Below are 19,070 nucleotides of genomic sequence, written 5' to 3'. Positions count from 1 at the left end.
TGCTTAGTGACGGAAATGACGTGTGCCGGTGAAGATCATGGTAATGCCATGTTCATTAGCCGCTGCAATGATTTCATCATCACGCATGCTGCCACCCGGCTGGATTGCGCAGCTTGCACCACCGTTTACAACTACGTCTAAGCCGTCGCGGAACGGGAAGAAGGCATCACTCGCTACTGCAGAGCCTTTAAGGCTGAGGCCAGCATTTTCTGCCTTAATGCTTGCCATACGCGCGGAGTCTACGCGGCTCATTTGGCCAGCGCCAATACCGAGGGTCATACCGTTAGCGCAATACACAATCGCATTGGATTTGACGAACTTCGCAACACGCCATGCAAACATCATGTCGTGCATTTCGCTTGGAGTCGGGAGACGCTTGCTGACAACACGCATTTCATTCTCAAGGACGTTCTTCGCATCTGGAGATTGAACGAGTAAGCCACCACCAACACGTTTGAAATCAAATGTATTAAATGCAGTACCCAAAGGAATTTCTAAGAGACGTACATTTTGTTTGGCGGCAAAGATGGCTTTTGCTTCATCGCTAAAACTAGGTGCAATCAATACTTCTACAAACTGCTTGGAAATTGCCTCAGCAGCAGCACCATCACATGGCACATTGAGGGCAATGATTCCACCGAAGGCTGAGCTTGGATCTGTTTTGAATGCCTTTTGATAAGCCTCTAGACCATTAGCAGCAACGGCTACGCCGCAAGGGTTTGCATGCTTGATAATGACGCAGGCTGCAGCACCGCCAGCATTACCAGTGAAGCTCTTGACGCATTCCCATGCGGAGTCAGCATCGGCGATGTTGTTATAAGAAAGTTCTTTACCTTGCAATTGTTTGTAATTGGCAAGTGCGCCATCAACTGGATAGATATCTTTGTAGAAAGCTGCTGACTGATGTGGGTTCTCGCCATAACGCATCTCTTGTACTTTTTCAAAGGCAAGATGCAGAGTTTCTGGATAGGCAGAACGTTTCTTATGATCGAGGTCATCACCTAATGCAGATAGATAATTTGCAATCGCGCCATCGTATTGCGCTGTGTGGGCAAATACTTTTTTAGCTAGACCCAAATTGGTCTTATAAGAAACCACGTTCTTATTCGCTTTCATTTCTTCGAGTACAGGTGCGTAATCTTCTGGAGAAATGAGTACAGTCACATCTTGATGGTTCTTGGCGGCGGCACGCAACATTGCTGGACCGCCAATATCAATATTCTCCACCGCATCTTCAAATGAGCAATCCGCTTTAGCGACGGTTTCATTGAATGGGTAGAGGTTAATCACGAGCATGTCGATCGTATCGATGCCATGTTCTTTCAAGGCAGCCATATGCTCAGGGAAGTCTCGGCGAGCCAATAAACCGCCATGCACCATGGGATGCAATGTCTTCACACGGCCATCCAACATCTCTGGAAACTTAGTAAGTGAAGATACTTCCACCACAGGCAAATTATTTTCAGCCAAGAGTTTTGCTGTGCCACCAGTAGAAATCAGCTTGATGCCTTGCTCATGAAGGGCTTTGGCGAACAGCACAATGCCATTTTTATCGGATACAGAGAGTAGGACTGTGCGGATCATATTTTTCAGAAGGATTAATTAATAAGGAATTTACGTATGGGGCGTGGCTTATTTCAGAAGCCGGTGTTCAACTAACTTCTTGTGCAGCGTATTGCGGTTGATACCAAGGTACTGGGCAGCCAAGGATTGATTCTGCTTCGCGTGCTGCATCACTAGTTCGAGCATCGGCTTCTCAACTACTGCGAGAACCATTTGGTACAAGTTAGATGGAGGTGTTCCTTTGAGATCATCCAAATAACCTTGGAGTTGGGTCTCAATACATTCAGTGATGGGGTGCTTAGTGGTCATGGGTAAATTAAATAACTAAAAACTAAATTTAGGCTGCTTCTAAAAATAACAAACGATCAGAATGGGATTTCATTGAAAAAACCATTCACCATTTGTAATTGGGTTTTGCAATCATCGGCGGTATTCATTCTTTGGCGAAAAGCGCGGGAGTCACGCAATCCCTTGCAGTGCCAACCGATATGTTTGCGTGCTGTACGCAAGCCGACATATTCGCCATAGAACTCATAGTGATCAATCAGATGGGCGTTCATGATCTCTTGAATCTCATTAATCTGTGGTGTAGGTAGCTTGCCGCCGGTTTCTAAAAAATGATTGATCTCACGAAAAATCCATGGGCGTCCTTGAGCAGCACGGCCAATCATGATGGCATCAGCACCAGTTTCTTTTAAAACAAATTCTGCTTTTTCTGGAGTGGTGATATCGCCATTAGCAACTACCGGAATGGCAACACTATTCTTCACGGCGGTAATAGTTTCGTACTCAGCTTCGCCGTGATACAGGTCAGCTCTCGTGCGACCATGAACGGTCAACATGGAGATGTCAGATTTCTCAGCAAGACGTGCAATATCAATTGCATTTTTATGTTCGCGCGGTCCCAACCAGTCCTAATCTTTAAGGTCACAGGAACTGCATCGGGACCTACGCCTACAGCCTGAATTACGGCTTCCAAAATTTGCTGCACTAAAGGCTCGTCTCTCAATAGCGCGGAACCAGCTGCAACATTGCATACCTTTTTAGCTGGGCAACCCATATTGATATCAATAATCTGGGCGCCATGATCAACATTCAGCTTGTCAGCTGCCGTCATCATCTTGGGATCGGCGCCGGCGATTTGGACTGCAATCGGCTTAAATTCACCCTGATGATTAGCGCGACGCTGGGTTTTTTCGCTCTTCCACAACAAAGCGTTAGAGGCAATCATTTCAGACACGGCATAGCCGGCACTAAGCTTTTTGCAAAGCTGGCGAAAAGGGCGATCCGTTACCCCTGCTATTGGGGCAACAAATAATCTATTCGCGAGAAGGTGTGGGCCGATCTTCATGGGTTGCGGGCTGATTTCTGGAGAGCTTCTAGTGCTGGGGAAGGGTCACACTTTAGCACAGGTCGACCTAAATCTGCCTAAAAAATAGGCAGATTCTGTGATTTAGATCAAATGAGGAATGCTTGTATTTTGAGGGCTATTTCAGCCTCTTAGCGCCTACCAAACATCATCTGGCGAGCTAAGGCTGTTTTGACTGGTGGGAGCCATTGGAGGGCCGATAAAGCCAATCCACGACCGATCACAATAGGAAATAGATCGGAGGTGAAGATTCGAGCCATGAAATCAGTTAAGTCTATGGTGGCTGACCGATCCGCCTTACGGCTTTGGGCATAGTCCTGCAATGTTGCCTCAATCGCTGTGGCAGTTTTTTGATCTTCTGGCTTAGAGAACAGGATGCTGAGTTTTTCGGCCAAGAGATAGGCATCCCTTAATCCAAGGTTAAGACCTTGTCCGGCAACGGGATGCAAAGTTTGGGCGGCATTGCCAATCCAAACTTCATTGCCCTGAGTAATTTCTTTGCGATAGTTGAGACCTAGCTCATAAAGGCGGCGATCTTGGATTTTGAGGAATTGACCAATACGCGATCCAAACTCGGCTTGCAGGCTCTTCAGGAAATCAGTATCACTTAAAGCAAGGCGAGCTTGTGAAGAGCTTGGCGTTCCACACCAAACCAAATTGAGAATGTTGGGGCCATAGTGGCTTGGTAAAGCTGCTAAAGGTCCTCCGGAGGTAAAACGCTCCCATGCTTGATGGGGCGATGCATTCTCAACCTCGACTAAGCCAACTAAGGCGGATTGCTCGTAGTCTCTGCCGGATTCCACCCAATCCTGGGTTTTAAATAAACCACCTTCAGCATGCACTACGCATTTGGCTTGAATATGTGAAGTATCGGTATCGGCACCTTTGTTGGTATTGATGTGCTCCCAAACAAAATTGGGACTCTTTGTTTGAATGACTCTTAAGGCCTGACGCAGTGTGAGATGAATATCGCGATAGCGAATGATGTGACCTAGTGCATCCTCCCCAAGCTCTTCGCGAGTCATCAGGGCACGACCAAAGCGACCTGCTTGAGATACGTGCACTCGATGGATGTCCGCACACTCAGTAGACCACGCATCGATGGTGTCTAGCAATAATTTGCTGCCGTGCGATAAGGTTATCCCTCTGCTATCGGCAGCAGCTAAGTCGGCATCATCCATAGGGTTGCGATCGAGCAAGGCAATCTTAGCTTCTGGAAATTTTTGCAAGCACCATGCTGCGCAGGCTAGGCCAACTGGCCCACCACCTTGAATCACAATATCGAAGTTCTTTGCTGACATGCTTCGCAACTTAATGATTCTTCATCAGCGCTTCAATCTCATCGGCTTTGACTGGTACGCCGCGAGAAATTAATTCGCATCCAGAATCATTCACTACCGCATCATCCTCAATGCGGATGCCAATATTCCAGAAGCGCTCATCTACATCATCTGCTGGACGAATATATAAACCAGGCTCAATGGTGAGGACCATGCCAGACTTAAGGTGGCGCCATGGTTTTTCAGTGGAATCTGTAGATTTGCTGAGTGGCTCGCGATACGAACCAACATCGTGCACATCCATACCCAACCAGTGCGAGGTGCGGTGCATATAGAAGCGACGATAGGCGCCAGTCTCAATTGCGTTATCTAAAGAACCTACTTCTGCAAGCTTGAGAAGCTTTTCATTCAGCAAGCCTTGAGTGAGTACTTTGAGTGCTGCCTCATGTGGCTGCATAAATGTATTGCCTGGCTTTGTCGCTGCAATAGCGGCTTCTTGTGACGTCAGGGTAATGTCATACAGCGCGCGTTGCGGCCCTGTGAACTTACCGTTCACTGGGAATGTACGGGTGATATCCGATGCGTAGCCATCTAGTTCGCAACCGGCATCTATCAAGCAGAGATCACCGCTTCGCAGTTCGGCATCACCAGCACGGTAGTGCAGAATGCAAGAGTTGGCACCGCTAGCAACGATGCTGTTGTACGCAACGCTTTGCGCACCGCTATAACGGAACTCATGAAGCAGTTCTGCTTCAAGATGGTATTCACGCATACCGGGTTTGCAGGTTTGCATGGCACGAATATGGGCGCGTGCAGAAATTTGGGCAGCACGACGCATGACATCGATTTCATGAGCATCTTTAAAGAGACGCATTTCATGAATCAAACTCTCTACATCATGAAACTCAGACGGTGGGTTCACGCCTGCACGTGCCTGAGCCCGTACTTGTTTCATCCAATGACGTAAGCGACGATCTGTTTCAGCGCTTTCTGAAAGACGAATATAAACAGCATCTTGATCTGCTAATAACTCACCCAGTTTTTTATCTAGTTCATGATTGCTATGGGCGTATTCCACACCCAAGATCGATGGTGCAGCTTCTGGTCCCAAACGAATACCATCCCAAATTTCACGCTCCGCATCTTTAGGTCTGCAAAAAAGATGCGATTCCAGTTGTGGTTGTGATGTTGATCCAGCAATCTTTAAGACGAGCGTTGCACCCGGCTCTTCAAAACCAGTGAGGTAGAAAAAATCACTGTCGTGACGATAAGGAAATTCGCTATCTCGATTGCGGGCAGTCTCAGGTGCCGTAGTAATGATGGCAATGCCTCCACTAGTTTTGGCGCAGATCAGCTTTGTGAGTTCAACCCGGCGTTGTTGGTAAAAATTAGACTTATTCATGTGCTGCATTGAGCTCTTGTAATCGTTGAGGTGTACCTACATCGTGCCACGGACCGACATATTTTTCACCGAACACTTGATTTTTGGCCATAGCCTCCCTGAGGAGTGGGGCTAACTTAGTGAGTACATTTAACTCTATATCTTTGAAGAGATCTCGGTGATAAAGCCCAATGCCGGAAAAGGTGAGTTTTTCTGCTCCATCTAGTGGTTCGTTAGTCACTTTGGAGTCTTTCAGATAAAAGTCCCCCTCAGGATGCTGAATTGGGTTTGGAACCATTAAAAGATGGGCCAAAGGCTGATTTGGCATGCTGCGTAAGGTAGAAACTCGATCCAAAAGTCCCTGAATTAGTAGATTTGGGCTAAAAACATCCCCATTAATCACCAAGAAATAATCACTGGGGCTCAGCAAAGGGAGTGCTTTGCGAATGCCCCCAGCAGTTTCAAGCGCACTAGTTTCTGGGGAGTAGGTGATATTTAGATCAAATTGACTGCCATTTCCTAGGGCTTCCTCAATCTTGTTACCAAGCCAAGCATGATTGATGACAACCTTTTTTAGGCCTGCCGCACTTAAAGCCTCTAAATGCCTGGCAAGCAAGGACTTATTTTTGATGGTGAGCAGCGGTTTAGGCAATTCATCCGTTAGCGGGCGCATACGCTGGCCACGACCGGCAGCCAGCAAAAAACATGGAATGAGATTGTACTGATTCATGATGGTTTGCTGTTATTCCTTGGCAGGACGTGTTGATTCCAAAATACGTGCCAAAGGCTTTAATTCGATATAGCGATTTGCAGTAGCAATCGCATACTCAAGCACCAATGGAATATCTTTGAGATAGCCATCTTTACCATCGCGATGAAACAGCCTTGCAAAAATACCTAAAACTTTGAGATGTCGCTGTAAGCCCATCCATTCAAAGTCACGATAGAATTGACCAAAATCCTCTGGCATTGGCAATCCTGCTTTGCGGCCGGCTTCCCAAAATTTAATCACCCAATCAATCACGCGTTCTTCAGGCCATGCAATATAAGCATCACGCCAGAGTGAGGCAGCATCGTAAGTGATGGGACCATAAACTGCGTCTTGAAAATCGATCACGCCAGGATTATTTTTTTCGGTCATCATCAGATTGCGTGAGTGATAGTCGCGATGAACGTAGACTTTTGCTTGTGCAAGATTATTTTGAATGATGAGTTCAAATGCTTGCTTAACTTGAAAATGTTGAAGTTCAGTTAATTCGATTTGCAAATGCTTCTTGAGATACCACTCAGGAAATAAATCGAGCTCACGTTGTAAGAGTGCCTCATCATAATTTGGCAGGACATCTGGTTTGCTTGCTAATTGCATTTGTACTAAAGCATGCGTCGCATCTTTGTAGAGATGGTCGGCACTCTCAGAATTGAGTTCTGCGAGGTAGGTTTTGGTGCCAAGATCGTTGAGTAAAAGAAACCCCTCGCCTAAATTTTTTTCTAGAATTTTTGGAACATTTAAACCCGCACTTTCAAGCAATAAGTCGACCTTAATAAAGGCGTCCAACGGCTCATGTTGGGGTGGGGCATCCATCACGATTAAAGTCGGAAAATCTGGCTTTTTGGACTCAATCCGGAAATACCGTCGAAAGCTGGCATCTGCCGAGGCGGGGGCCAAAGTGGGGAGATCTAATTGCCAGCTAGGTTCAAGGCCTTTTAGCCAGCTACGGAGGGAGTCTAAGCGAGAGTCAGTCATGGTCGATTCGTATAATAAGGCGGGTCTGGATCTATGAGTCATTATCGCCGTCGCGCCGGCCTTTGCGCCCCTCTTTTTTTAGCTGTCACCCTGCGCGTAATCATGGGGGTTGCATTGTCGCAATTTGCCCTCTCAACTATGGCCCAGGCACCCGCACCTTTGCCCCCTTCCGCGCAGTCCTTAGGTAGATCTGCCAACTCCGTTTTAATACCTGACCGGGGTGATGTTATCGTCCTTAAGTTAGACGATCAACTACGAGTTGGAAAACCGATTAATGATGGGCAGGCTTTAACGTTTACTTCTAGCGATTCGATTGATGGAATTGTTGGTCGTGAAATGCGCTTAAAGGGACGCGCACAAATTCGTCGTAATGGTGCAGTGATTAAAGCGGATGAAATTAAATACGATCCTGATTCTGATGTGGCGAACTTATTGGGCAATACTGAATTTTCAAAAGGCAACGCATCTTTCAAGGGACCCAAAGCGCGTTTTAGAGTGGATGCGCGTGAAGGAGAAATGGAAAGCCCCAACTACGAGCTGCGTGATAACCGCGCTAGTGGTAATGCAAAAAAATTAACGATTGAAACTGCTGATGTATTTGTGTTTGATAAGGCCACCTACACAACCTGTACCCCAGAAAACTTAGATTGGTATTTCACGGCAAGCACTTTGGAGATTGATAACGAGCAAAAAGAAATGGTTGGTACGCATGGGGTCATGCGATTCTTTGATGTACCAATTGCTTACGTACCTTACTTCACTGCGCCAACATCAAATCAACGGCGCTCCGGAATCTTGGCACCAGTAGCTGGCTATAATTCCAATAATGGTATTGATGTGACCCAGCCTTACTATGTCAATATTGCGCCAAATCGTGATTTGCTATTACTGCCCCGGGTCGTGGGTCAACGTGGAGTGCAGTTGGGCGCTAAATATCAGTTTTTGGATAAACAGTATGCCGGCAACCTAATGGGAGATTATCTTCCCTACGACCGCAAAACTGGAACTGCTCGTTGGCGTTATGACTGGCAGCAGAGACAAAACTTCAGTGGTGGCTTATTGGGAATGGGTGGCATCCCCATTGCTGGTGCCTGGACTGGATATGCCAATATGGCGCGGGTTTCGGATAACTTGTATCCAACCGACTTTTCACAAAGTATTGCTGGTGCAGTTACCAATCGGTTTCGTCAAGAAGTTGGTACCACCAAGAACTTGACTGGCAGCTTAAGTAGCTGGACGGTTGCCGCAAGAGCGATGACTTTTCAGACCCTTCAGCCTGATCCCACAGTGACAGTACAGTCCCCATACAATATTTTGCCGAATATCACTGCCACCTATAACAGTCGTTTAACTCCAACGGTTGGCGATGTCAGCGGAAAATACATTACCTTGCCATCAGGCCCTATAACAACGTTTTCAACGGATTACACCCATTTTGCATACAACATTGGTGGGAACTTGCAAGCAACTGCCCCGGGTGCATACAGCCAGGCAGACCGAACTGTAATTAAAGGCGCCATGGCACTACCGCAGATTACCCCTGGCTATTACATCACTCCAAAGGTGAGCTTTCAGTCCAATACCTACAATGCAACTCCTTATAACCCTGTGGGCGCTCCGGCTGCCCAGGGTTTCACTATCCCCACATTTAGTCTTGATTCAGGTTTGGCATTCGAAAGAGATGCCACTGAATTAAAAGGTTTTTTTGGGCGTGATATGTTGCTTACGATGGAGCCAAGAGCGTTTTATGTCTACACACCATATCAAAGTCAGGCACAAACCCCTTTATTTGATACAGCAGATGCTGGTTTTGGTATGACTCAAATCTTTAGTGAAAATACATTTATTGGTAATGACCGTATCGCAGATAACAATAAGCTTACGGGCGGTTTAACTAGTCGCATGATTGAGGCGAGTACTGGTGCTGAGCGAGCTAACGTTACTCTTGCACAACGTCGGGCCTTTACAGCTCAGAAGGTAGGCCTTAACGGAAATATCCTAAACCCTACAACGTATTCCGACACCTTGGGGTCTGCCTCTGTGCGTCTTTTGGGTAACTTTAGTGCAGCTATGTTTGGGCAGTACAACACCCAGTTAAATAAATTTGTTCAGACAACAGTTGGTGGAAGCTGGCGCCCAACCCCGGGTAGAAATTTGAACTTTGGTTATAGAAACGTATGGTCACCTCCCATTCAACCATCAATACAAAATAATACGCCGGGCACGCTAGCTCAGACCACTACTGATCAGTACAACATCTCTGGTCAATGGCCTCTTACTCGGGAGGTTTCAGTATTAGGCGGATGGGGTTATGACGCCCTAACGACCAAAACCTTAAATACCTTGCTAGCCCTTGAGTGGATGAAGGATTGCTGGACTCTACGTGGCGCCTATTCTCAAATGCTGAATACCTCGCAAATAACCACTACCCAGGTTTTATTCCAAATAGAATTTAGGGGAGTTGGTAGCGCTGGTAGCAATCCAGTTGATATCATGAAGCTAAATGTTCCTGGATATATGCCTACTTCTAAGCCTATACCACCTTCAATATATGAGAACTATCAATGATGTGTAGTAATCGATTTAACCAAGTCCTTGCGGCCATGATTTTGGCCTCTACTGCTTTTATGTCTCAGCTCGCGTTTGCACAAGATGGCTCAAAGACTGCGACTGATAGCAAAATTCGTAATATTGATGGTGTTGCAGCGGTTGTAAATACTGGCTACGTCACACGTAAAGAGATTGATGATCGTATCGCAGCTTTACAAAAGCAGGGAAGTAAACTTCCCGATGCTGCTACTTTACGCAAGACGGTGCTTGAACGTCTCATTGTTGAAAAGATTCAGTTCCAAAATGCCGAGCAAGAAGGTGTTGCGGTAAGCAATAAAGAGCTCGACAAGATTATTGGCGATATTGCGGCTAAGAATAAATTAACCATTGCAGAGTTGAAGGTAAAAATTGCCGCTACTGGCAGTACCTATGATCGCTATCGTCAAATGTTGCGTGATGATGTGATTATTAGTCGCTATCGTGAGCGCGAGGTAGAAGGCAAGATCAAGATTTCTGATGCAGAGGTGGATAATTTCATTATTGATCGTAATCGTGAAGTAGCTGGCGCAGGTAGGGCGACGCGTTCTACTCCAGCTGCTAAAGGTGAGCCAGAAGAAATCGACGTAGCTCAAATTTTTATTCCAGTGGATGCAAGTGCAGGTGCTGGTGCTCAGGCTGCAGCAAAGAAGCAGGCGGAATCTTTATTGCGTGAAGCGCGTGGTGATGTCGATTTTTTGCAGCTTGGTGCAATGGCTGCAAAAGACAATCCAAAAATTAAGTTTCAAGAGTTGGGTTACCGTACACCAGATCGCTTGCCACAATTATTTTATGAAGCTGTGAGAAATACGGGTAGTGGGCAACTTGCTAATGCAGTGGTAAAGAGCCCCGCTGGCTATCACGTACTCAAGGTTCTTGATCGACGTGCCTTAGTTGCTGGCGCTCCTGAGCCGCAGCAAGCTGCTCCTCAAGAAAGTGCCACTACCCCACAAAACATCATGGTGACACAGACTTTGTCTCGTCATATCTTGTTGCGTAGTCGCGCAGGCTTAACGGATCAAGACGCTGAAAGACGATTGGCTGGTTATCGCGATCAAGTTCGTGCAAAGACTGCTGATTTTGGCGAACTGGCTAAAAAGTATTCTGAAGATGGATCTGCTGCGAATGGTGGCAATCTGGGTTGGATGGGTCCCGGTGATTTGGTTCCAGAATTTGATCAAGCAATGAATCGCTTGCAAATTGGTGAAGTCAGTAACCCAGTGAAGACCGAGTTTGGTTGGCATTTGATTCAGGTACTCGAGCGTCGTGAAGCGCAATTAACTCTGGAGAAGCAGCGTCAATTTGCCCGTGCAGCAATCCGTGAGCGTAAGTTCGAACAGGCTTATCAAGATTGGTTACGTGAATTACGCGACACCGCTACGGTGAAGATCATTAATGCAGATGATCCAGCAGCCAGTCCTCGTTAATTTAGTCATTAGTTCTGGAGAGCCTGCAGGGGTTGGTCCAGAGGTTTCTCTTGCAGCTGCTTTAGCATTCTTGCAAGAGCAGCCCGCAAGTACGATTACCTTGCTTGCTGACCCCAGTTTGATTCCGGCGACTAAGATTCCTCAAGAGTTATCGAGTCACTTGCAGGTGGAATCAATCGCCTTAGCTGCCCCAGCAATAGCGGGTCAGCTTAATCCTAAAAACGCTCAGTATGTCCTGAGTATCATGGATACCGCTGTTAAGGGATGTCTTGAAGGCCGTTTTGATGCGATGGTAACTGCGCCGATACAAAAGAGCGTTATCAACGAAGGCAATGTTTCAAGTGATGACTTATTTACTGGACATACTGAATATCTAGCTCAGCTTTGCCATCAAGAGCATGTTGTCATGATGTTGTGCGCAACATTGCCAGAAGGATTTTTAGGGTTGCATCAAAGTCGTGACCTTCGGGTGGCCTTAGCTACAACTCATCTACCCTTGAGAGAAGTTTCTGAAGCGCTAAATCAACAGCATATTTTGGAAACGATTCAAATCGTTGATCGGGATTTGAAGGCAAGACTTGGAATTGCTAAGCCGGTGATTCGGGTGGCAGGACTTAATCCTCCTGCAGGTGAATCAGGCTACCTCGGTCGTGAAGAAATTGATGTGATTGAACCTGCTATCAGAGCTGCTAAAGAGTTAGGTATTCAGGTGAGTAGGCCTTGTCCTGGTGATACGATGTTTGATGCTAAAGCCTTGGATAGCGTGGATGCATTCATTGCGATGTATCACGATCAGGGTTTGGTGCCATTTAAGTTTGTGAGCTTTGGTGGTGGAGTGAATGTCACTTTAGGTTTGCCAATTATTCGTACTTCGGTAGATCACGGCACAGCGTTAGATCTTGCTGGTAAAGGTTTAGCTGACTCAGGCAGTATGTTAGAGGCACTACGCTTGGCCTACCAATTGGCTATCAATGTAAAGAATTTAAAAACATGACGCATCGCGCTCGTAAACGATTTGGCCAAAATTTTCTGCAGGATTCTGGGGTAATTTATTCCATTATTGCTGCAATCAATCCCAGTGAAAATATGCACGTGATTGAGATCGGCCCCGGCCTTGGTGCACTCACAAGACCCTTATTAAATAATCTAGATCACTTAGATCTTTTAGAAATCGATCGAGATTTAGTGGCCTATTGGAATCAAGAGAATCTTCAGGGTCTGAATGTCATCGAGGGTGATGCAGTTAAGTTTAATTTCCTCGAATGGGCAAACGCACGACCGGCTAATAGTGGCTTATGTAAGGTGGTTGGTAACCTGCCTTACAACATCTCTTCCCCACTACTGTTTCATCTCGTTTCTGCTGCCCATGCAATTGATGAGCAGGTATTTATGCTGCAAGCTGAAGTCGTCGAGCGGATGGTCTCCAAGGCTGGCGGCTCTGAATTCAGCCGGCCATCTGTCATGCTGCAAGCTCGCTACGATATGGAGCAAGTTTTAGAAGTCCCGCCAGAAGCTTTCGACCCACAACCTAAAGTCAATTCAGCGGTTGTGCGCATGATTCCGCGACGGGATTTCAACTTAAGTGATACGCAGTGGCATGCCTTGGAAAAGGTCGTGGCCGCAGCGTTTTCTCAGAGAAGAAAAATGCTACGCACCAACCTATCGGCTTTTGCGGATCGACTCTCTTTATCTGAATCGGAGTTAAAAGCGCGTGCCCAGGATATTCCGGTGGAGCGCTATATTGAGTGGGCCAAAACTTTAGCCCATTAACCACTCAGTATTACTTGTAGGCGGCGGGATTAATCACCCGCATTTCAGCTTCAATCCACTTTTCCACTTCTTGATGCAGTTGACCACCGGTTTTTCCGGCAGAAGTAATGGCGGGGCCGATTGAGAAGATGATTATTCCAGGCTGCTTTAGAAGGCTGTTCTTAGGCCAGCAATGACCCGCGTTGTGGGCAATTGGAATTACTAAGGCTTCAGTAGCGCTGGCAAGCCTTGCGCCACCCTTACTATAGGGTTTGTGTGATCCAGTAGGTGTTCTAGTACCTTCTGGAAATAACAAAATCCATTTACCTTCACTCAAACGTTTTTTTCCTTGTCCGACAACGGAGAGTGCTGCAGTTTCTTTGCTATTGCGATTGATGTGAATCATCTTGAGCAAGGCCAAAGCCCAGCCAAAGAAAGGAATCCAAAGTAACTCTCTTTTGAAAACGAAGCAAACTTGTTTAGGAAGCTTGGCAATATAAAAAATGGTTTCGTAGGCAGATTGATGCTTACTCAATACAACAACCGGTTTATCCAAAACCGCCATCATGTTTTCCATGCCACGAATCTCGTAACGAATGCCACAGAGGGGTTGCAAGATCCAGATCACCACCTTATTCCAGAGACCGATAAAGCGATAGCGATTCTCAGGATTTAGGAAAGGAAAAACGAGAATGCAGAGTACCGACCAGATCGGCGTGAATATCAGCAAGAAAAGCGTAAATAGGGCTGAGCGAATAAAAATCATATTTCTATTAAACCCTATCTTGTAGGAATGTGGTCGCAAATGCCATCAAATCTGCATGAATCTGTGTTCCCTCGGGGAGGCCACCCTTTTCCAAAGTTTTACTGCCTTTGCCAGTTAAGACTAAATGCGGGCTAGCGCCCAAAGCAATGCCTGCTTGAAGGTCGCGCAAGGAATCACCAACAATCGGCACCCCTAATAAAGGTGTGGCACTCTGATTTTTTTTATACCGAAGTGCAATTTCTTTCATCATTCCTGGCAAAGGCTTGCGACAATCGCATGCATTGGCGTCGGTATGTGGACAAAAGAAAATACTGTCGATATGGCCACCCAAGGGTTTGAGGAGTTTGTCCATCTTGCCATGCATGGCATGGAGATCATTGATGTTGAAATAACCCCTTGCTAAGCCAGACTGATTCGTCGCTACAGCAATTTGGTAGCCGGCTTGATTGAGTAGTGCAATTGCCTCAAGACTACCAGGCAAAGGAACCCACTCATCACTCGACTTCACATAATCATCTCGATCTTCATTGATCACACCATCGCGATCCAGAATGATGAGCTTAGAAGAGCTGATGCTCATGCTAATTTGCCGAGATCGGCAATGAGATTCATTTTCTGGTGAAGTTGTTGCAGGAGGGCCAGGCGGTTATCGCGCAGCTCTGGATTTGGATCCATCACCATCACATCGGCAAAGAATTGATCAATTGGGACGCTGAGAGCTACGAGTGCCTTCAATAGATCTACGAACTGACGCTGCTCATAGGCGGCGCTCAATGTTGGGGTGAGTTTCTCAAGCGCCTGATGGAGAGCGATTTCAGCAGGAACCTGTAAGAGCTTGCTTGAGCAAGCCGCCGGGATAGCGCCTACATTCTTTTTGAGGATATTGCTGATGCGTTTATTGGCGGCGGCTAATTGAGCAGCTTCCGCCAAGGCGTTAAATTCACGCAATGCAGCTAAGCGATCGATTAAATCATTGAGTTGAGCGGGTGACTGACTTAATACAGCATCAATCTCTTCGGTCGTGAATGGTTTGCCTGCAACTGCTTGGTCGCGTAAGTAAGCGCGCAGACGATCAATGATGAAAGCGTAAATATCTTCTGCTTTAGCTTTTTCTTGCACGTCGTTTTGTGGAAATTGTTTGCGAGCCAGTTCAATTAAATCAGGCAGGCTCAGGCTCAGGTTCTTCTCTAGCAAAAGACGGCAAACACCTAAAGCGTGACGACGCAGGGCATATGGGTCCTTGTCACCTGTCGGCGCAAGACCAACACCCCAAATGCCAACCAATGTTTCTAGCTTGTCCGCAATAGCGAGGATGGTGCCGATTTGAGTTTGTGGCAATGCATCACCAGCAAAGCGGGGCATGTAGTGTTCGCTGCAAGCGGATGCGACTTCGGCATTTTCGCCATCATGCGTTGCATAGTAGCGGCCCATGATGCCCTGGAGCTCTGGGAACTCACCAACCATATCAGTTAGCAAATCAGTTTTAGCAATTTCAGCGGCGCGACTGGCTAGCGCCTCATTAGCCGATAAGGCTTTGGCAATGCCTACTGCAATTCCTTGAACACGCTTAGTGCGATCCAATTGATTGCCAAGTTGATTGTGATAAACCACTTTTCCAAGATCAGCTACACGGGATGCTAACGGGCGCTTTTGATCTTGTTGGAAGAAAAAACGCGCATCGGATAGACGCGGGCGCACCACACGTTCGTTACCAGAAATAATCGCTTCTGGCTTATCAGTCTCGATATTAGAAACAATGAGGAAGCGATTGCGTAACTTGCCTTGCTTGTCAGTCAATGCAAAGTATTTTTGATTAGTCTGCATTGTCAGAATCAAGCACTCTTGAGGGACTTCTAAGAACTCTTGATCAAAATGACATTCATAAATTGCTGGCCATTCAACCAAAGCTGTTACTTCATCCAATAGGCTATCTGGCATTAACACTAAATCAGTGCCAGCAGCTTTTAATAATGCAGATTCGATAAATTGACGACGCTTATCAAAGCTTGGTAATACTTTGGCTGTAGTGCTGAGATCGGATTCATACTGATCTGCGGAGGCGATCGTAATAAGGCCTGGAGCTAAAAAGCGATGACCTTCAGTTTGATTGGCTGCATCAATTCCTAGTGCACTGATATTAAGGACTTGTTTGCCATGCAGGGCAATGATGCGGTGTGCAGGACGAGCAAACTCAACGTCTGCCAGCTCACCATTTTTCTGTAGCACTTGATAGTGCATCATTTTGGCGATAGGCAATTTGCTGAGTGTTTGCTCAAGTGCTTGTTGGGCAGTCTGCTCTAATGCTGCGCCTTTAGCAACGACATTGAGATACAGTGCTTCATTTTTTCCTTCACCTGATTTTTCTAGAGTGGAGAGATCAATATCAGCGTAACCCAAAGAGGCTAATTTCTTTTGAAGTGGCGCAGTAGGCTTGCCTTCCGCATCAAAAACAATGCTAGTCGGCAGTAATTTTTCGCGTACCGGATAGTCTGGCGCTTGACTCAAGACATGAGTAATCTGAACAGCAAGGCGATGCGGTGTTGCGTAGCCAGTCGCAACGGAATTTTCACTCAAGAGGCCAGCGGACTTCAGTGTGGAATAAATGCCCTCACTGAAGGAGTCACCTAGGCGGCGTAAGGATTTTGGTGGAAGCTCTTCGGTAAATACTTCAATCAGAAGGTTGTCTGATTGAGAGAGGGAATTCGGTGTACTCATAATTAGATTGAGCTGATTAGGCTTTGGATTGACGTTGGCACATCGGGAAACCCAACTTCTCACGAGACTCAAAGTAAGCTTGCGCTACTGCACGAGATAGATTGCGGATGCGTCCGATATAAGCGGCACGCTCAGTCACTGAAATAGCACCGCGTGCATCTAGTAAGTTAAAAGTGTGTCCAGCCTTGAGCACCATTTCATAAGCGGGTAAAGCTAATGGCACTTCCATCAAGCGTTTGGCTTCACTCTCATAATTGGTGAAGTTTGCAAACAAGAGGTCAGTATTGGAGTGTTCAAAGTTGTAGCAAGATTGCTCTACTTCATTCTGGTGATATACATCACCATAAGAGATGCCGTCGGCCCAAACGAGGTCATATACGTTGGAGCAATTTTGGATGTACATCGCCAAACGCTCGATACCGTAAGTGATTTCGCCTAAAACAGGCTTGCAATCAATGCCGCCCACTTGCTGGAAATAGGTGAACTGAGTTACTTCCATGCCGTTAAGCCACACTTCCCAGCCTAGACCCCAGGCACCCAAGGTTGGGTTTTCCCAATCGTCCTCAACAAAGCGGACATCGTTTTTTTGAAGATCAAGACCTAGAGCGGCAAGCGAGCCCAAGTAGAGCTCAAGAATATTTTCTGGTGCAGGTTTCAGCACTACCTGGTACTGGTAGTAGTGCTGCAAACGGTTTGGATTTTCTCCGTAGCGACCATCTTTTGGTCTACGTGAAGGTTGGATGTAAGCCGCTTTCCATGGCTCAGGGCCAATGGCCCTCAAGAAAGTGGCTGTATGAGATGTACCGGCACCGACCTCAAGGTCAATAGGTTGCAATAGGGCGCAACCTTGTTGGTCCCAGTAATCTTGGAGTTTGAGAATGATTTGCTGAAAAGTAAGCATGATTTACCTGGCTAAGTCTTTGATTTTACATGGCTAAACAGCTGAACTATGAAATCGCGATTAGTTTCGTTTATGGCGAATCAGACCCAGGATAAGCAAGAGGCAAGAAAGACTCAAAATGGGGGCATTTCCCCAAATGATATAAGGGGTTTTGCCAGAGTAGGCTTGAATCTTCAGGCTGAGCACGCCTTGGGTAAATTCGCTAAGATGAGATAGCACTTTCCCATCTGGACCAAGGGCTGCCGTAATGCCGGTATTTGTGGCTCGCAGCGCTGGGAGGCCAGTCTCTAGGGAGCGTAACTGGGATAGTCTTAATTGCTGTGCTGGCGCTTGAGAATCCCCAAACCAGGCCAGATTAGTCATATTGATCAACAAGTTAACGGGTTTACTGCTGTGATGAATTCGGGACGCTAGCTCCCCACCAAAGACATCCTCATAGCAAATCGTGATGGCCGCATGAACTGATTCTTTCCCAGAGCGAATGATGCTGAAGGGGGCTTGATCTAATGTGCCGCGTGCAAAGTCGCTCATAGGAACATGGAAAGCATTCACAAACCATCGAAAGCCGGGCGGAATAAATTCACCAAAGGGTACCAAGTGGGATTTGTCATATTGGTACATTGGGGCATTAGGAGATAGTCCAAGGGCCCGGTTGGTGTATTTCACACCAGTAGAGTCACCAGTCTCTCCAATCAAGCCAAGCAAAACGTTGCTGGAGGTATTGGTAGAAAACTGTTGGGGCGATCCTAATAATCCTGTAGGTAGATTACTTTGTGGCCAAGGATATGCGGTCTCTGGAGTAATGATGAGATCAGCTGCTTGGCTTTCGATGGCATTGGTATAAAAACTAAACTGGTCTTCAATGGACTTGGGGTTGAACTTGAGGCTTTGCTCAAAATTACCTTGAATTAAACGAACGCTGAGCGGTTCGCCAATTGGGCTTGTGAAGGTCCACAAGCTCGCGAGTTGTGCAAGTGCGATCGTAGAAATAATGCAAGCACTGCTAAAGAACATATTTTTCTTTAACTGACTGATTTCCCAAGAGACCCACACCACTAAAAATGTGCAAGCCAGGCCACCCAAGAATGGCGCAACTGGCGCGAAGGGGCCGTTGAATTGTGCCTCAGCAAGCCCCATCCAAGGAAAGCCAGTTAAGACTACGCTACGTAGGTATTCAACGAGCACCCAAGATGCTGCTAGTACTAAGCCCGTTAAGTACTTACGTTTAGGTAAACAGAGGATGAGGGAAGCGCAGGAGAAAAATAAGGCCATTCCTGCTGCTAGTAAGAACACAGCTAAACCAGAGGCGGCAGCATGCATACCGCCGACATCATGCAGGCTAATGTAGATCCACCATAAGCCCAGAACAAAGTAGCTTAAACCAAAGGACATTCCAGAGATAAATTGATTTTTAATGGATGGCCTTGCTTGCAGACTCATCCGCCACCAAATCAAACTGAGAATGGGGATTTGTATCCAGCCACCATAAGTGAGCTCAGCAGCAGCAGCTAGCAACCCACCCAAAAAAAATAGCAGCAATAGATTGACGCCATTATCAAACCTGGTTGATTGCTGATCAATCAAAGTAA

15 protein-coding genes and 1 pseudogene are annotated in these 19,070 nt (G+C 46.6%); 4 read left to right on the top strand and 12 right to left on the bottom strand.

Annotation, left to right across the window (positions count from 1 at the left end; genetic code table 11):
• Positions 1 to 3 precede the first annotated feature (3 nt).
• The 7 genes and pseudogenes from purH to DXE44_RS08235 all read right to left on the bottom strand — a co-directional run bounded on the left by purH (position 4) and on the right by DXE44_RS08235 (position 7,337).
• Positions 4 to 1,584 (bottom strand): bifunctional phosphoribosylaminoimidazolecarboxamide formyltransferase/IMP cyclohydrolase, encoded by a 1,581-nt coding sequence (purH, locus tag DXE44_RS08265; protein ID WP_114654012.1) that lies wholly within the window; start codon positions 1,582 to 1,584, stop codon positions 4 to 6.
• Between the two features lie 48 nt (positions 1,585 to 1,632).
• Positions 1,633 to 1,872 carry a helix-turn-helix domain-containing protein gene (locus DXE44_RS08260; protein WP_114654011.1) on the bottom strand — a complete coding sequence of 80 codons (240 nt, stop codon included), beginning with the start codon at positions 1,870 to 1,872 and terminating at the stop codon, positions 1,633 to 1,635.
• A gap of 71 nt (positions 1,873 to 1,943) precedes the next feature.
• Positions 1,944 to 2,914 (bottom strand): annotated as a pseudogene (gene dusB / locus DXE44_RS08255) (tRNA dihydrouridine synthase DusB); the annotation flags it as partial.
• A 149-nt stretch (positions 2,915 to 3,063) separates the two neighbouring features.
• The gene (locus DXE44_RS08250; protein ID WP_114654010.1) at positions 3,064 to 4,233 is read right to left on the bottom strand and encodes an FAD-dependent monooxygenase; all 1,170 of its coding nucleotides are present in this window, start codon (positions 4,231 to 4,233) and stop codon (positions 3,064 to 3,066) included.
• 10 nt (positions 4,234 to 4,243) lie between these two features.
• The gene (gene pepP / locus DXE44_RS08245) at positions 4,244 to 5,614 is read right to left on the bottom strand and encodes a Xaa-Pro aminopeptidase (protein ID WP_114654009.1); all 1,371 of its coding nucleotides are present in this window, start codon (positions 5,612 to 5,614) and stop codon (positions 4,244 to 4,246) included.
• Positions 5,607 to 6,323: an N-acetylmuramate alpha-1-phosphate uridylyltransferase MurU gene (gene murU, locus DXE44_RS08240; RefSeq protein WP_114654008.1), complete on the bottom strand. Its 717-nt coding sequence runs from the start codon at positions 6,321 to 6,323 to the stop codon at positions 5,607 to 5,609. Before murU ends, pepP begins: the two co-directional genes overlap by 8 nt.
• Before the next feature lie 12 nt (positions 6,324 to 6,335).
• A complete protein-coding gene (locus DXE44_RS08235; protein ID WP_114654007.1) occupies positions 6,336 to 7,337 on the bottom strand; it encodes an aminoglycoside phosphotransferase family protein in 1,002 nt (333 codons plus the stop codon).
• Between the two features lie 33 nt (positions 7,338 to 7,370).
• Between DXE44_RS08235 and DXE44_RS08230 the strand changes: the two genes are divergently transcribed.
• Genes DXE44_RS08230 through rsmA form a run of 4 tightly spaced genes read left to right on the top strand, consistent with a single transcriptional unit; the run spans position 7,371 to position 13,120 of the window.
• Positions 7,371 to 9,905, top strand: a complete 2,535-nt coding sequence (locus tag DXE44_RS08230) for an LPS-assembly protein LptD (protein ID WP_114654006.1) — start codon at positions 7,371 to 7,373, stop codon at positions 9,903 to 9,905.
• Positions 9,902 to 11,350 carry a peptidylprolyl isomerase gene (locus DXE44_RS08225; protein ID WP_114654005.1) on the top strand — a complete coding sequence of 483 codons (1,449 nt, stop codon included), beginning with the start codon at positions 9,902 to 9,904 and terminating at the stop codon, positions 11,348 to 11,350. Before DXE44_RS08230 ends, DXE44_RS08225 begins: the two co-directional genes overlap by 4 nt.
• Entirely contained in the window at positions 11,325 to 12,344 is a 1,020-nt protein-coding gene (gene pdxA, locus DXE44_RS08220; RefSeq protein WP_114654406.1) for a 4-hydroxythreonine-4-phosphate dehydrogenase PdxA, read from the top strand. Before DXE44_RS08225 ends, pdxA begins: the two co-directional genes overlap by 26 nt.
• Entirely contained in the window at positions 12,341 to 13,120 is a 780-nt protein-coding gene (gene rsmA, locus DXE44_RS08215) for a 16S rRNA (adenine(1518)-N(6)/adenine(1519)-N(6))-dimethyltransferase RsmA (protein WP_114654004.1), read from the top strand. Before pdxA ends, rsmA begins: the two co-directional genes overlap by 4 nt.
• Positions 13,121 to 13,130: 10 nt before the next feature.
• On the opposite strand, the gene DXE44_RS08210 is transcribed toward rsmA, so the two are convergent.
• The 5 genes from DXE44_RS08210 to lnt are packed head-to-tail and all read right to left on the bottom strand — an operon-like array spanning position 13,131 to position 19,065.
• On the bottom strand, positions 13,131 to 13,865 hold the full coding sequence (locus tag DXE44_RS08210; RefSeq protein WP_114654003.1) for a lysophospholipid acyltransferase family protein: 735 nt from the start codon (positions 13,863 to 13,865) through the stop codon (positions 13,131 to 13,133).
• Positions 13,866 to 13,872: 7 nt separating this feature from the next.
• Entirely contained in the window at positions 13,873 to 14,445 is a 573-nt protein-coding gene (gene gmhB / locus DXE44_RS08205) for a D-glycero-beta-D-manno-heptose 1,7-bisphosphate 7-phosphatase (protein WP_114654002.1), read from the bottom strand.
• On the bottom strand, positions 14,442 to 16,580 hold the full coding sequence (gene glyS / locus DXE44_RS08200) for a glycine--tRNA ligase subunit beta (RefSeq protein WP_114654001.1): 2,139 nt from the start codon (positions 16,578 to 16,580) through the stop codon (positions 14,442 to 14,444). Before glyS ends, gmhB begins: the two co-directional genes overlap by 4 nt.
• A gap of 16 nt (positions 16,581 to 16,596) precedes the next feature.
• Positions 16,597 to 17,481: a glycine--tRNA ligase subunit alpha gene (glyQ, locus tag DXE44_RS08195; RefSeq protein ID WP_114654000.1), complete on the bottom strand. Its 885-nt coding sequence runs from the start codon at positions 17,479 to 17,481 to the stop codon at positions 16,597 to 16,599.
• Positions 17,482 to 17,541: 60 nt separating this feature from the next.
• Positions 17,542 to 19,065 (bottom strand): apolipoprotein N-acyltransferase, encoded by a 1,524-nt coding sequence (lnt, locus tag DXE44_RS08190; RefSeq protein WP_114653999.1) that lies wholly within the window; start codon positions 19,063 to 19,065, stop codon positions 17,542 to 17,544.
• Between the last annotated feature and the right edge of the window lie 5 nt (positions 19,066 to 19,070).

Origin of the sequence: Polynucleobacter necessarius (assembly GCF_900095175.1) — a bacterium.
Taxonomy (GTDB): domain Bacteria; phylum Pseudomonadota; class Gammaproteobacteria; order Burkholderiales; family Burkholderiaceae; genus Polynucleobacter; species Polynucleobacter necessarius_I.
This window is presented reverse-complemented; position numbering and strand designations above follow the sequence as displayed.

Coding starts and splice junctions, on each gene's coding strand:
- purH (WP_114654012.1), bottom strand. CDS start 1,584: ATGATCCGCACAGTCCTACTCTCTGTATCCGATAAAAATGGCATTGTG.
- DXE44_RS08260 (WP_114654011.1), bottom strand. CDS start 1,872: ATGACCACTAAGCACCCCATCACTGAATGTATTGAGACCCAACTCCAA.
- DXE44_RS08250 (WP_114654010.1), bottom strand. CDS start 4,233: ATGTCAGCAAAGAACTTCGATATTGTGATTCAAGGTGGTGGGCCAGTT.
- pepP (WP_114654009.1), bottom strand. CDS start 5,614: ATGAATAAGTCTAATTTTTACCAACAACGCCGGGTTGAACTCACAAAG.
- murU (WP_114654008.1), bottom strand. CDS start 6,323: ATGAATCAGTACAATCTCATTCCATGTTTTTTGCTGGCTGCCGGTCGT.
- DXE44_RS08235 (WP_114654007.1), bottom strand. CDS start 7,337: ATGACTGACTCTCGCTTAGACTCCCTCCGTAGCTGGCTAAAAGGCCTT.
- DXE44_RS08230 (WP_114654006.1), top strand. CDS start 7,371: ATGAGTCATTATCGCCGTCGCGCCGGCCTTTGCGCCCCTCTTTTTTTA.
- DXE44_RS08225 (WP_114654005.1), top strand. CDS start 9,902: ATGATGTGTAGTAATCGATTTAACCAAGTCCTTGCGGCCATGATTTTG.
- pdxA (WP_114654406.1), top strand. CDS start 11,325: ATGATCCAGCAGCCAGTCCTCGTTAATTTAGTCATTAGTTCTGGAGAG.
- rsmA (WP_114654004.1), top strand. CDS start 12,341: ATGACGCATCGCGCTCGTAAACGATTTGGCCAAAATTTTCTGCAGGAT.
- DXE44_RS08210 (WP_114654003.1), bottom strand. CDS start 13,865: ATGATTTTTATTCGCTCAGCCCTATTTACGCTTTTCTTGCTGATATTC.
- gmhB (WP_114654002.1), bottom strand. CDS start 14,445: ATGAGCATCAGCTCTTCTAAGCTCATCATTCTGGATCGCGATGGTGTG.
- glyS (WP_114654001.1), bottom strand. CDS start 16,580: ATGAGTACACCGAATTCCCTCTCTCAATCAGACAACCTTCTGATTGAA.
- glyQ (WP_114654000.1), bottom strand. CDS start 17,481: ATGCTTACTTTTCAGCAAATCATTCTCAAACTCCAAGATTACTGGGAC.